This is a genomic window from Prauserella flavalba (assembly GCF_003202235.1).
Classification (GTDB): Bacteria; Actinomycetota; Actinomycetes; order Mycobacteriales; family Pseudonocardiaceae; genus Prauserella_A; species Prauserella_A flavalba.
On sequence record NZ_MASU01000018.1, the window covers coordinates 1 to 11,898 of the forward strand.

Here is an 11,898-nt window from a genome sequence, read left to right on the forward strand (position 1 = left end):
CCAGCGCCTATGCCGACTTCATCGATGAACTGCAGCAGGACGTCACCATCCCCATCCAGCCGCCGATGGACGACCTTGCCCCCGGCACTCGCGCAGTGATCTACCTGCGCGTGTCCTCGACCGGGCAAGTCCGGACCGACTACAACCCGGAAGGCATCTCCATTCCGGCCCAACGGGAAGCGTGCTTGCGCAAGGCGCGGGACCTGGGCGTCACGGTCATCGACGAGTACGTCGAGCCCGGACGCTCAGCCATGGAGATGACTAAGCGCGAAGCATTCCAACAGATGCTCGCGCGGGTGCGCAGCCAGGGCGACGTTGACGTCATCATCATCTACCAGCTCTCGCGCATGGCGCGGAACCGCTACGACGACGCGATCGTCATGGCAGACCTGCGCAAGCGCGGCGTCACCCTGGTCTCGGCCACCGAGGCCATCGACGACACCCCGGTCGGCCAGCTGATGCACGGCATCCTGGCCACGTTCAACGAGTACCAATCCCGCCAGTCCGGTGCCGACATCGCCTACAAGATGGGCCAGAAGGCCCGCAACGGCGGCACGCTCGGCCGCGCGAAGCTCGGCTACCTCAACCACATCGACCACTCCGACGGCCGCGTGATCCGCACGATCATCGTCGACCCCGAACGAGCGCCCTTTGTCCAGCTGGGTTTCGAGCTCTTCGCCACCGGCGACTACACGCAAGAAGAGCTGGCTGACGAGCTCTACGACCGCGGCCTCCGCACCAGGGCCACCCGGCGACACCCAGCCAAGAAGGTCTCCGAGAACAAGATTTCGCAAATGCTGCGCGATCGCTACTACCTCGGATACGTCGAGTACGACGGCGAAGAAATCCAGGGGCGACACGAGCCCCTCATCGACGAGGACCTCTTCGACACCGTCCAGGAGATCCTCGAATCGCGCATGACGGCACAAGAACGCCGTCGCGTCCACCACCACTACCTCAAGGGATCGCTGTTCTGTGGACGCTGCCAACGCGACGGCATCAAGCGGCGGATGATCATCCAACGGACCATCAACTCGAAGGGTGCCGAGTACCTGTACTTTTTCTGCCGCGGCCGGCAAAAGGGGCTGTGCCAAGCACCCCACGTCAACGTCACACTCGTCGAGGACGCGGTTGAGCGCCACTACTCCGCGATTCGCTTCAGCCAGCCGTTCATCGCTGACATGCGCGACCAGATCGATGCCGTGCTCGGCGAGCAGGAAAAGTCCGCACGCCTGCTGCGCAAGCAAATCACCACACAGCTCAAGGAACTCGACACGAAGGAGGAGAACTTGATCGACCTCGCCGCCGACAGCACGCTGCCTCGGACCAAGGTCAAGGAGAAGCTGCGCGACATCGCCCGCGAGCGCCGCCGGCTGGAGGAGCGCCTCGACACAGCCAACGCCGACCTCACCGACAGCGCCCAGCTCGTCAACGCCAGCCTTGCCCTCCTCGAACAGCCCGACCAGCTGTACCGACGCTGCAACGACCAACAGCGCCGCCTCCTCAACCAGGCGATCTTCCACGCCCTCTACATCGAGGACGACAAGATCACAGACGGTGAGCTCCGTGAACCCTTCGGCGAACTCCACGCCATCCAAGGTCAGCGGACCGCCGCATCCAACGCGGAGGACACAAACAAAAGGACCACCCGCAACGCGGGTGGTCCTTGCACGCCGTCAAGCGTCACGGTCCTACTTCGTGGCCTTCATTCAGGCACTTGTTCTAGTAAGACCCCTAGGGTGGAGCTGAGGGGAATCGAACCCCTGACCTTCTCGATGCGAACGAGACGCGCTACCAACTGCGCTACAGCCCCTTGAGGAAGCTCGATGAGCATAACAGTGGCGCTATGCCCACCGAGCAAGGGGGTCCTATTCCCCGGCAGCCCTCCGATACGGCAGCTGACCGGGATCGTCGAGCTCGTGGAAAGCGGGGTCCTCATCCTCCAGGTCCACGACCACGGCCTGCCTGCGGATGCGCGACGTCGGCACCGGCTTGCGCTCGAGGCCCACCAGCTCGCGGCGCGGGGGCTCGACCACCTCCACGTGCGCGGACTCCTCCACCGGCTGCGGCCGCCTCGGCGCACGCCTCGCGGCATTGTTGTACCGCGCGAGCCTGCGCTGGCGGATCTCGTCCTCGATCCGCACCTGCCTGCGCAGGTAGACGAGGTAGCCGACGAGCACCACGTCGGCGAGGGCGTTGAGCCACCACACGACCGGCAGCACAAAGCCCGCGACCACCGCGGTCACCACGACCACGAAGATCAGGCCGAGCACCACCCGCTGGCGGAACGCGTACTTGGCGCGGGCGGCGATCTCCGCGGCCTCGGGGTCGAAGCCGCCCCGGCCGGGCCGGTAATGGCGCCCGGACTCGTCCTCGGCAACGGGTCTGCGGACGGGTTCTGGCTCGGGTTCGGGCTCCGGCTCGTCGAAGTCCTCGTCCAGGTCTTCGTCGAGATCCTCGTCGAGGTCGTCGTACTCGGAGTCGACCAGGTCCTCGTCATCGGCCCGCTTGGCTTCTCCGGACATGGCGAACCTCCTCCGCCATTGGTTGTGTGCACTCCCGCTCCGCACGACCCGCGCAGCCAACGCGGAATCGTTGGTCTGCGTGATCTCCTGGCGCTTGCGCGCGACCATGGGAACGAGAACGACAAGCCACGCCGCGGCGAGCGCGACAATGATCAACGAGCTTGGCATCTCCCGTCACCTCCCCCGACCGTTACCGCTGTCGTCGTGGATCGCGCGACCAGTCGGGTGGTCGCCCCACTCCCGTCACCACGCTGACCTTCGTCACGCTAGTCACAGGAGTAACAGAAAACCCGGCGACTCGCCGGGCGGATCACGCAAACGCGTAGCTAAACCGGGTGAAGATCTCACAAAGTGTTAACGCGCTTCAGGCAGTTGTGCCTTGCCGTCGGCAATGAGCCGCGCGGCGAAACCCGCCCCCATCTCCTCGGCTGTGACCGCGAAAGAGATGTGGTCGCGCCAATCACCGGCCACATCGAGATAACGCAGGAATAGTCCTTCCTGCCGGTAACCCGCCTTACCAAGTACCCGCAGGCTGGCCACGTTCTCCGGGCGCACGGTCGCCTCGAGCCGGTGCAGACCTGCCGCCCGGAACGCGTGGTCGGTCACCAGCGCGACCGCGGCCGTGGCCACCCCGCCACCGGCGAGCTCGGACGACACCCAGTAACCCACCCACGCCGACCGCAGCGAGGCCCTGATCACGTTGCCGAGGGTGATCTGCCCCGCGAACGCGCCGTCCACGGTGATCGCGAAGGGCAGGCACTGGCCTCGCCTGGCGAGCGCCCGCAGCGAGAGCCACTGCGGCGGCCAGGCGCCGAAGCCGTTGCGGTCGGCCCACGAGCCGGGCGAGGTGGGCTCCCATTTCTCCAGGTAGTCGCGGTCACGCAGACGGATGCGGCTCCACTCGCGCCCGTCGCGCAGGTGCACCGGCCGCAGCGCGACGTTGCCGGCACGCACCACCAGCGGACCGAGCCTCGCAGGCCAGCCGGGGTGGCGTGGCTCGGTGCCGTAGGGGCCTGCGTACACCTGCGACGTCATCGCCGGCGATCAGGCCCGCTGGGCGAGGAACGTGACCTTGACCTGCTCCCCCGCGGCCACCTCGGTGAGGTCCTCGTCGATGTTGATGAGGCAGTTGGCCTCGGCGAGCGACGCGAGCAGGTGCGCACCCGACGTGCCGAGCGGCTGCACCAGGTACTCGCCGTTGCTCTCGTCGCGCAGCAGCTGCCCGCGCAGGAAGCCCCTGCGACCCTTGGTCGAGGTGACGGGTGAGAGGAGGCGCGCGTCGACGATCCTGCGGTGCGGATTGCGCGTGCCGCGGGCCGCGCGGATGAGCGGCCGGATCATCACCTCGAACACCACGAGCGCGCTCATCGGGTTCGCGGGGATCAGGAACGTCGGCACGGAGTCGGGGCCGAGCCTGCCGAAGCCCTGGGCGGACCCGGGGTGCATGGCCACCCGGTGCAGGTCGATGTCGCCGAGGTCGGACAGCGCGGCGTGCACCTCCTCGCCGGTGCTGCCGCCCGCCCCGCCCGCGACCACGACGACCTCGGACATCAGCAGCCTGCCCTCGACGGTCTCGCGCAGCCGCTTCGGGTCGAGCGGGACGATGCCGACGCGGCTGACCTCGGCGCCCGCGTCGCGTGCGGCGGCGGCCAGCGCGTAGGAGTTGACGTCGTAGACCTGGCCGACCGACGGGGTGCGGTCCACGTCCACGAGCTCGTCGCCGACCGAGATGATCGAGACCCTCGGCCGCGGGTAGACGAGCACCTTCGACCTGCCGACGGCGGCAAGCAGGCCGACCTGGGCGGAGCCGATGGTGTCGCCGCTGCGCACGGCGACGTCGCCGATCTGCACGTCCTCACCCGTGCGGCGCACGTACCCGGCCGAGGGCACCGCACGCTGCACGGTGACCTTCGCCTGGTGCCCGTCGGTGAACGCGGTGGGCACGACGGCGTCGGCGAGCGTCGGCAGCGGCGCTCCCGTCGCCACCCGCACCGCCTGGCCCGGCTGGAGCCTGCGCGGCTGCCGGGACCCCGCGGGGATCTCACCGACGACGGGCAGCTGCACGGGCTCCTGACCTGCGGTGCGCACGTCGACGCTGCGGACCGCGTAGCCGTCCACCGCGGCCTGGTCGAAGCCGGGCAGCGCGTGCTCGGCGACGACCTCCTCCGCGCAGAGCAGGCCCTGCGCCTCGGAGATCGCCACGCGCACGGGGCGCGGCCGCACGGCGGCGCCCAGGGTGAGCGTGAGCTGCTCGTCGACCGACCGGAAGCCTGCGGCATCCGGCTCGTCAGCGGTGATCGGCTCGGGTTCGGTCATGACTCGGCGTTCTCGATTCGTTCTTTCAGCCAGGCACGCAGCGAGGGCCCGTAGTCGGGGTCCTCCAGCGCGAAGTCCACCGCGGCACGCAGGAAGCCACCCGGGTTGCCGAGGTCGTGCCTGCCGCCGCGATGCACAACGATATGCACGGGATGATCTTCGGCAATGAGCAACGCCACGGCGTCGGTGAGCTGAAGCTCACCACCGCTGCCGGGCTCGATGCGCTTCAGCGCGTCGAAGATCGCCCGGTCGAGCAGGTACCGGCCCGCCGCGGCGTACGTCGAGGGCGCGTCCTCCGGCTTCGGCTTCTCCACCATGCCGTGCACGCGCTTGACGTCGGCGTCGCCCGTGTCGGAGACGTCGAAGACGCCGTAGGGCGAGATGTGTTCCTTCGGGATGTCGAACGCGCACAGCACGCTGCCGCCGTGCGCGGCCCGCACCTCTGCCATCTTGCTGAGCACCCCGGTGGGCAGCACCAGGTCGTCGGGCAGCAGCACCGCCACGGCCGCGTCCTCGTCGGTCAGGTTGGGCTCCGCCTGCGCGACGGCGTGTCCGAGGCCGAGCGCCTGCTCCTGGATCGCCACCTCCACGTCGAGCAGGCCCGGGCCCCTGCGGACCTTCTCGAGCAGCTGGGTCTTGCCCTTGCGCTCGAGCGTGTCCTCCAGTTCCGGCTGGTGCTGGAAGTAGTTGACGACCGACTCCTTACCCGGCGATGTGACGATCACCATACGCTTCGCACCGGCCTGTGCCGCCTCGTTCGCGACGAGTTCGATGCCGGGGGTGTCGACGACGGGCAGCAGTTCCTTGGGCACGGCCTTGGTGGTCGGCAGGAATCTCGTGCCCAGCCCCGCGGCCGGCACGATGGCGGTTCGGAACGTGGTGTGACTCGTGGCGCCCGTCATGGCCGCAAAGCCTAGCCTGATCTGCTGTGTGTGACTGAGAATGACAGTCCGGCGACGGCGACTCGCTGACCTGGTGAGTCTCGGACCCACCGGGAAGGAGAAGGCGTGGACGTGCCCGACCGCGTGCTGCCGGAGGCGTCCAAGAGCGAGTGGCGGGCCCTGCTGGCGAAGGGCAGGGCCGCGGTCTCCGCCCAGCAGCGGGTCGCCGAGGCCGCCGCGCTGGCCGACGCGGTCGCCGGGCTCTCCGCCACCACCGCGTGCTGCTACGTCCCGTTCGGCTCCGAACCCGGCTCGATCGCACTGCTCGACGTGCTGCGCAAAGCAGGCACGCGCGTGCTCCTGCCCGTCGTTCCGCCCGCGCCGGGGCCGCTCGACTGGGCCGAGTACACGGGCACGTCCTCGCTGGTCGCGGGGCGTTTTCGCGGCGTGCTGGAGCCGAACGGAGCCCGGCTGGGGCCCGGCGGCGTCGGCGAAGCCGACCTCGTGCTGCTGCCTGCGCTCGCGGTCGACCGCCGAGGGGTGCGCCTGGGCCGGGGCGCCGGTTACTACGACCGGTCCCTCGGCTTCGCCGCTCCCGGGGCGGGCCTCGTGGCCGTGATTCGCGACACGGAGCTGGTGGAGCGCCTGCCCGCTGAGCCGCACGACGTGCGGATGACCGCCGTGCTCACCCCTGGCCTGGGGCTGGTCGAGCTGCCGCGCGAGTGATCGGGTGTGATCTCGGCCTCGATTGCGCCGGCGGAATGTCATCAAGCAAAATTGGGTTAGCACTCTTAGGAGTCGAGTGCCAACGCCGAAGGAGCCCCAGTGCCGACCTACCAGTACGCCTGCAAGGAGTGCGGCCACCAGTTCGAGGTGGTCCAGTCGTTCTCCGACGCCAGCCTCAGCGAGTGCCCGAAGTGCGACGGAGCGCTGCGCAAGCTGTTCGGCTCGGTCGGCGTGATCTTCAAGGGCAGCGGGTTCTACCGCAACGACTCACGCTCGGAGTCCCGCTCGTCCTCGGGCGGCAAGTCCAACGGCTCGGCCACGAGCTCTGACAGCTCCGCCAAGTCCGAGTCGAGCACGTCCAGCTCGTCGAGCTCCGACTCGAGCACGAGCTCGGCATCTTCCCCCTCCACTACGACGGCGGCGAGCTCCGCGGCCTCCTGACGGGGCGGGTTGTCCACATCACCCCGGTTATCCACAGGCTGGTGAATCGCCGCTTCCCCGCGCTCGGCGGGCACTCCTAGCGTCGATCGGGTCGAGGGCGGAACGGCCGCCCTCCGCCCGGACGATGGGGGACGGCGATGAACGACTCGCCAAGGGCACGCCGGTGGCATCACCGGCTTCCGGCGTTCGCCCGTGGCCATCCGGCCACGCTCATCCGGCGCGCGCTCGCCGCCGTGCTGTTCCTGCTGGCGGCCGCGCTGGCGGCCCGTCCCGGCACCGCCGACGGCGACGCGGGTGGCGCCGTCCTCGTCGCCGCGCGCGATCTTCCGCTGGGCACCACGCTGCGTCCCGCCGATGTGCGGGTGGTCCGTATGCCCGATTCGCTGCGTCCCGCCGGGGCGCTCACCGACGCTGACCGAATCGCCGGGAAACGGCTCATGGGTGTCGCCCGCGCGGGTGAACCTCTGACGGACGCCCGGATCGTCGGCGCACACAGCACCCCGCCGGGCACGGCGACCGTGCCCGTCCGGCTCGCCGACGCGGGCGTCGCCCAGTTGCTCCGGCCGGGCACTCTCGTCGACGTGGTCACGCTCGGCGCCGCCGAGCAGCACGAGAAGGTGCTGGCCAGCGGCGCGACGGTACTCACGGTGCTCGGCGAGGGAAGCAGGCCGAGAGACGGCCCGCTCGGTGAGGACGAGGCGCCACTGGTGCTCCTGGCGGCTCCCACAGCCGTTGCCGCACACCTGGCGGCGGTTTCACTGGGACAACCCGTGACGGTTACCCTCCGCTAGCTGGTGTCCTAAGTGGAAGGGAGTGCACGCGTGCTGAAGGGCTTCAAGGATTTCCTGATGCGCGGCAACGTCGTGGAGCTCGCGGTCGCGGTCGTCATCGGCACCGCGTTCACGGCGATCGTCACGGCGTTCACCACGGGCCTGATCAAGCCGCTGATCAACGCGATCGGCGGTAGCGACGCCGCGAACGGCCTCGGGTTCAACGTGCTGAGCGGCAACGACTCGACGTTCCTCGACTTCGGATCGGTCATCAACGCGGCGATCAACTTCCTGATCATCGCGGCGGTGGTCTACTTCCTGCTCGTGCTGCCGATGCAGAAGATCCAGGAGCGGCGCAAGCGGGGACAGGAGCCGGGTCCGGCCGAGCCGACCGATGTCGAGCTGCTGACCGAGATCAGGGACCTCCTGCGGGAGGAGCGGGTCCGCGACTGACGACGAGCCGCACCACGGTCCGGGCTACCGGTCGTGGTGAGGCGGCCGGTTCTCGAGGTACCAGTCGTCGGAAGCCGAGCGGTCCGGTTTGGGGTCCCGCTCGTCCGAGGTGGTCTCGGGAAGGACTTCGCCGAACACCTCGTCGATCCTGCGGTTGCGGGATCGACGAGGTGGCTCGGAAGGCTTCCTGGCTTCGTCACCGGTCACGGCGGGTCCGGTCAGTTCTCGTCGAGGCCGGAGAGTTCGTCGATCACGTAGGGCACGAGGGCGGACAGGGTCGCCATGCCGTCGCGCACGGCAGCGCGGGAGCCGGCGAGGTTCACCACGAGGGTGCTGCCGGAGACCCCGACGAGGCCACGGGAGATCCCGGCGTCGATGGCACCCGCGGCGAGGCCCGAGGAACGCAGCGCCTCGCCGATGCCCGGGATGGGGCGGTCGAGCACACCGGCCGTCGCGTCGGGGGTGACATCGCGAGGGGACACACCCGTCGCACCGACCGTGATGACGAGGTCCACGCCTCCGATCACCGCGGTGTTGAGCGCGTTGCGGATCTCCACGGGGTCCGCGCGCACCACGACGGTCCCGTCGACGATGAACCCGGCCTCCTCGAGCAACTCGGTGACCAGGGGCCCGGCGGTCTCCTCGTTCTCACCCTGGGCAGCGCGGTCGTCCACGATCACCACGAGAGCGCGGCCGAGCCGCTGTGCACTCCGTTCCATGTGCACCACCGTAGTAGAGCGCGGCCCCCGCGCGCCGACGCACTCGCCCACGATCCCAACGCTCAGGAAGGTGTGCCGACATGTGACCGAAGGCTTACGTCCTCTCCGCGGATGCTGCCGCGGCGCCGCGGCGCGCCTAGCGTCGCCCGCGTGCGTGTTCTCGTCACCGGCGGAGCCGGTTTCATCGGCTCCCACATAGCCGACCTGCTGTCCGAATCGGGCGCCGAGCCGGTGGTCCTCGACCGGCTGCTGCCCACCGCGCACGGCGGCGACGAGCCGCCGGACTACGTGGGAACTCACCGGTTCGTGTACGGCGACGTCGCGGACGGCGCGCTGCTCGACGACCTGCTCGACGGTGTGGAAGCGGTGTGCCACCAGGCGGCGGTGGTGGGCCACGGGATCGACCCGTCGGACGCGCCGTCCTACGCCCTGCACAACGACTACGGCACGGCGGTGCTGCTCGCCGCGATGTACCGGGCCGGAGTGCGCAGGCTCGTGCTGGCGTCGTCGATGGTCGTCTACGGCGAGGGCAGGTACGCGTGTGCCGTGCACGGCGTGGTCGTACCACCGGCGCGCAGGAGGTCCGATGTGGACGCCGGGCGGTTCGAGCCGCGATGTCCGGTTTGCGGTGACGAGCTGGCGCCGTTGCTCGTACCGGAGGACGCCCCGCTCGCACCGCGCAGCACCTACGCGGCCACCAAGCTCGCGCAGGAGCACCTCGCGGCGGCGTGGGCGAGGCAGACGGGTGGGACGGTGTGGGCGCTGCGTTACCACAACGTGTACGGGCCGAGGATGCCGTACAACACGCCCTACGCGGGCGTGGCGTCGCTGTTCCGCTCGGCGCTGCGGCGCGGGGAGGCGCCGACCGTGCTGGAGGACGGGCGGCAACGCCGCGACTTCGTGCACGTCCGCGACGTCGCACGGGCCAACGTGCTCGCGTTGCGCGCCGAGGGCGTGTCCGGCGAGCTCACGGCCGTGAACGTCTGCTCGGGCGAGCCGCACACGGTGGGCGAGCTCGCGGCCGAGCTGGCGCAGGCATGTGGGGGGCCTGCTCCGAGAACCGTCGGCGGTGCGCGGCCCGCCGACGTGCGGCACGTCGTCGCGGACCCCGCGCGCGCACGGGCACTGCTGGGCTTCGAGGCGCGGACCTCCTTCGCGGAGGGCATCGCCGAGTTCGCCACGGCGGCGCTGCGCGAGCCGGTGACGGCGTAGCCCTTTCCAGCCGTAGCCGCGTCCAGGCTTCCCCGCGTACCTCGGCGCCCAGATGTGCCTGCCCTCTCGGCATCGCCGGGATCAGGGCGTGGCGAGCGTCAGGGCTTGGCCAGCGGCAGGCGGACCTCGAAGCGGCAACCACCGTCGTGGTTGTGCACCCCGATCCGCCCTCGGTGTGCCTCGACGAGGCCCTTGACGATGGCCAGGCCGAGGCCGCCGCCCGCCGTGGGCCCCGCGGGCTCGGGCGTGCGCGCCCGCGTGCCGCGGAAGGCGACGTCGAACACGCGGGCGAGCTCCTCCTCGGGGATGCCGCCGCACGCGTCGTCGACGGCGAGCAGCGCCTCCTGCCCGTCCACGCCGACGCGCACCGCGACCGTGCCGTCCGGCGGGGTGTGGCGGATGGCGTTGGCGACGAGATTGCGCACGATCCGCGCCAGCTCGGGGTCGCTGCCGATCACCACGGGCCACGTCTGCGCGCTCGCGAGCACCCGCACACGCTTGCGGTCGGCCACGGGGGTCTGCGCGGCAAGCGCGTCACTCACGACGTCGCGCAGCGGGACAGCGGTGAGCTCCAGCCGTAGCGCTCCGGCGGTGATCCTGGACAGTTCGAAGAGGTCGTCGACCATCGCCGAAAGGCGGGCCGCCTCGCTGTTGATGCGCTGCGCGTATCCGGCGACCTCACCGGGCTCGGCCACGACGCCGTCGGCGAGCGCCTCCGCCATCGCCCTGATCCCGGCGAGCGGGCTGCGCAGGTCGTGACTGATCCACGCCACCAGCTCGCGCCGCGACGCCTCGGCCGCGCGCTCCCGCTCGCGGGCCTCCCGCTCCCACACGCTGCGCCGCGCGATGACCCGGCCAAGCACGATGGCCGCGGGCACGGTCACCACCGCCACCAGCACGCACACGAGCAGAATCGTGGTGAGCGCGGTGCTGAACATGAATCCGCTGACCCCGAGCACGCCGGTCAGCGTCGCGACGAGCGGCACGAGCACGAGGACGGTCATCGTGCTCGCCAGCGACCCCCGCCGTAGCCAGTAGAGCACCAGGCCGCCCAGCGCGGCGACCGGCAGGGCGAACAGCAGCGCCACCGGCAGGATGTGCCAGGCGTGCAGGAGCATGTCGGCGAAGGACTCACCGGACTCGATCATGATGGCCGCCCCGCTTGGTACCGGTAGCCGACACCCCAGACCGTCACCACCCGGCTCGGGTTGGCCGGGTCGCGCTCGATCTTCTCCCGCAGCCGACGCACGTGGACGGTCACCGTGGACTGGTCGCCGAAGTCCCAGCCCCACACCTTCTCCAGCAGGTCGGTGCGGGAGTATGCCTCGCCGGGGTGGTTCAGAAAGAATGCCAGCAGGTCGAACTCACGGGCCGTCAGCGACAGCTCCATTCCGCCGAGCGTCGCCTGCCGGGCCGCGGGCACCAGGCGCAGGTCTCCGTCGACGAGGTCCGGCGCGGACGACGACGGCGCCGTCATCCGTGCTCTGCGCAGCACCGAGGCCACGCGGAGCGCCAGCTCACGAGGGCTGAACGGCTTGGTGACGTAGTCGTCGGCGCCCAGCTGCAGTCCGGCGATCCGGTTCTCCTCCTCACCCAGGGCGGTGAGCATCACCACCGGCACCTCGCTGCTCTCCCGCAGGCGCCTGCACACCTCCAGCCCGCTGATGCCGGGCATCATCACGTCGAGCACCACGAGGTCAGGGCGGTGCCCGGCGAGCAGCTCCAGCGCCCGCTCGCCGTCACCGGCCAGCTCGACCCTGAAACCCGCGACCTCCAGGTAGCGGCGCACGACGTCGCGGACGTTCTCGTCGTCGTCGACCACGAGTACCAGCCCGTCCTGCTCACCCATCACGCC

At 70.1% G+C, this 11,898-nt stretch carries 13 protein-coding genes, 1 tRNA gene and 1 pseudogene; 6 read left to right on the forward strand and 9 right to left on the reverse strand.

The features are described 5' to 3' along the window. Positions 1 to 65: 65 nt before the first annotated feature. Positions 66 to 905: pseudogene (locus tag BA062_RS40775) on the forward strand (recombinase family protein); the annotation flags it as partial. 835 nt (positions 906 to 1,740) lie between these two features. Here the strand turns inward: BA062_RS40775 and BA062_RS34430 are convergent. The 5 genes from BA062_RS34430 to BA062_RS34450 form a co-directional block, all read right to left on the reverse strand. After that, positions 1,741 to 1,813 (reverse strand) — tRNA-Ala (locus tag BA062_RS34430). A gap of 55 nt (positions 1,814 to 1,868) precedes the next feature. Then, positions 1,869 to 2,693, reverse strand: coding sequence for a divisome protein SepX/GlpR (gene sepX, locus BA062_RS34435; protein ID WP_110343334.1), 825 nt, complete (start codon positions 2,691 to 2,693; stop codon positions 1,869 to 1,871). Between the two features lie 186 nt (positions 2,694 to 2,879). Next, positions 2,880 to 3,560 (reverse strand): GNAT family N-acetyltransferase, encoded by a 681-nt coding sequence (locus BA062_RS34440; RefSeq protein WP_110343335.1) that lies wholly within the window; start codon positions 3,558 to 3,560, stop codon positions 2,880 to 2,882. Positions 3,561 to 3,569: 9 nt separating this feature from the next. Continuing rightward, entirely contained in the window at positions 3,570 to 4,841 is a 1,272-nt protein-coding gene (gene glp, locus BA062_RS34445) for a molybdotransferase-like divisome protein Glp (protein WP_110343336.1), read from the reverse strand. Next, complete coding sequence (locus tag BA062_RS34450) at positions 4,838 to 5,743, reverse strand: UTP--glucose-1-phosphate uridylyltransferase (RefSeq protein WP_110343337.1); 906 nt, start codon at positions 5,741 to 5,743, stop codon at positions 4,838 to 4,840. The genes glp and BA062_RS34450 overlap by 4 nt, the downstream gene beginning before the upstream one ends. Positions 5,744 to 5,854: 111 nt before the next feature. On the opposite strand from BA062_RS34450, the gene BA062_RS34455 reads away from it, so the two are divergent. The 4 genes from BA062_RS34455 to mscL all read left to right on the forward strand — a co-directional run bounded on the left by BA062_RS34455 (position 5,855) and on the right by mscL (position 8,112). Further along, positions 5,855 to 6,448 carry a 5-formyltetrahydrofolate cyclo-ligase gene (locus tag BA062_RS34455; protein WP_110343412.1) on the forward strand — a complete coding sequence of 198 codons (594 nt, stop codon included), beginning with the start codon at positions 5,855 to 5,857 and terminating at the stop codon, positions 6,446 to 6,448. A 99-nt stretch (positions 6,449 to 6,547) separates the two neighbouring features. After that, positions 6,548 to 6,889, forward strand: a complete 342-nt coding sequence (locus BA062_RS34460) for an FmdB family zinc ribbon protein (RefSeq protein ID WP_110343338.1) — start codon at positions 6,548 to 6,550, stop codon at positions 6,887 to 6,889. A 137-nt stretch (positions 6,890 to 7,026) separates the two neighbouring features. Further along, positions 7,027 to 7,680, forward strand: a complete 654-nt coding sequence (locus BA062_RS34465; RefSeq protein ID WP_110343339.1) for an SAF domain-containing protein — start codon at positions 7,027 to 7,029, stop codon at positions 7,678 to 7,680. A gap of 30 nt (positions 7,681 to 7,710) precedes the next feature. Continuing rightward, the gene (mscL, locus tag BA062_RS34470; protein ID WP_110343340.1) at positions 7,711 to 8,112 is read left to right on the forward strand and encodes a large-conductance mechanosensitive channel protein MscL; all 402 of its coding nucleotides are present in this window, start codon (positions 7,711 to 7,713) and stop codon (positions 8,110 to 8,112) included. Positions 8,113 to 8,136: 24 nt separating this feature from the next. Here mscL and BA062_RS34475 read toward each other — a convergent pair whose 3' ends face one another. Then, positions 8,137 to 8,319 carry a hypothetical protein gene (locus tag BA062_RS34475; protein ID WP_110343341.1) on the reverse strand — a complete coding sequence of 61 codons (183 nt, stop codon included), beginning with the start codon at positions 8,317 to 8,319 and terminating at the stop codon, positions 8,137 to 8,139. 11 nt (positions 8,320 to 8,330) lie between these two features. Continuing rightward, on the reverse strand, positions 8,331 to 8,831 hold the full coding sequence (locus BA062_RS34480; RefSeq protein ID WP_199543086.1) for a MogA/MoaB family molybdenum cofactor biosynthesis protein: 501 nt from the start codon (positions 8,829 to 8,831) through the stop codon (positions 8,331 to 8,333). Positions 8,832 to 8,981: 150 nt separating this feature from the next. On the opposite strand from BA062_RS34480, the gene BA062_RS34485 reads away from it, so the two are divergent. Then, positions 8,982 to 10,043, forward strand: a complete 1,062-nt coding sequence (locus tag BA062_RS34485; protein ID WP_168214174.1) for an NAD-dependent epimerase/dehydratase family protein — start codon at positions 8,982 to 8,984, stop codon at positions 10,041 to 10,043. Between the two features lie 98 nt (positions 10,044 to 10,141). Here BA062_RS34485 and BA062_RS34490 read toward each other — a convergent pair whose 3' ends face one another. Both BA062_RS34490 and BA062_RS34495 read right to left on the reverse strand, forming a co-directional pair. Continuing rightward, entirely contained in the window at positions 10,142 to 11,191 is a 1,050-nt protein-coding gene (locus tag BA062_RS34490; protein WP_110343343.1) for a sensor histidine kinase, read from the reverse strand. After that, positions 11,188 to 11,892, reverse strand: coding sequence for a response regulator transcription factor (locus tag BA062_RS34495; protein ID WP_110343344.1), 705 nt, complete (start codon positions 11,890 to 11,892; stop codon positions 11,188 to 11,190). The genes BA062_RS34490 and BA062_RS34495 overlap by 4 nt, the downstream gene beginning before the upstream one ends. Positions 11,893 to 11,898: the final 6 nt, after the last annotated feature.

What these genes read in the sequence shown, in the direction of transcription:
- BA062_RS34495 (WP_110343344.1), bottom strand. Translation starts at nt 11,892, where the DNA reads ATGGGTGAGCAGGACGGGCTGGTACTCGTGGTCGACGACGACGAGAAC.
- sepX (WP_110343334.1), bottom strand. Translation starts at nt 2,693, where the DNA reads ATGCCAAGCTCGTTGATCATTGTCGCGCTCGCCGCGGCGTGGCTTGTC.
- BA062_RS34440 (WP_110343335.1), bottom strand. Translation starts at nt 3,560, where the DNA reads ATGACGTCGCAGGTGTACGCAGGCCCCTACGGCACCGAGCCACGCCAC.
- BA062_RS34480 (WP_199543086.1), bottom strand. Translation starts at nt 8,831, where the DNA reads ATGGAACGGAGTGCACAGCGGCTCGGCCGCGCTCTCGTGGTGATCGTG.
- BA062_RS34490 (WP_110343343.1), bottom strand. Translation starts at nt 11,191, where the DNA reads ATGATCGAGTCCGGTGAGTCCTTCGCCGACATGCTCCTGCACGCCTGG.
- BA062_RS34450 (WP_110343337.1), bottom strand. Translation starts at nt 5,743, where the DNA reads ATGACGGGCGCCACGAGTCACACCACGTTCCGAACCGCCATCGTGCCG.
- glp (WP_110343336.1), bottom strand. Translation starts at nt 4,841, where the DNA reads ATGACCGAACCCGAGCCGATCACCGCTGACGAGCCGGATGCCGCAGGC.
- BA062_RS34465 (WP_110343339.1), top strand. Translation starts at nt 7,027, where the DNA reads ATGAACGACTCGCCAAGGGCACGCCGGTGGCATCACCGGCTTCCGGCG.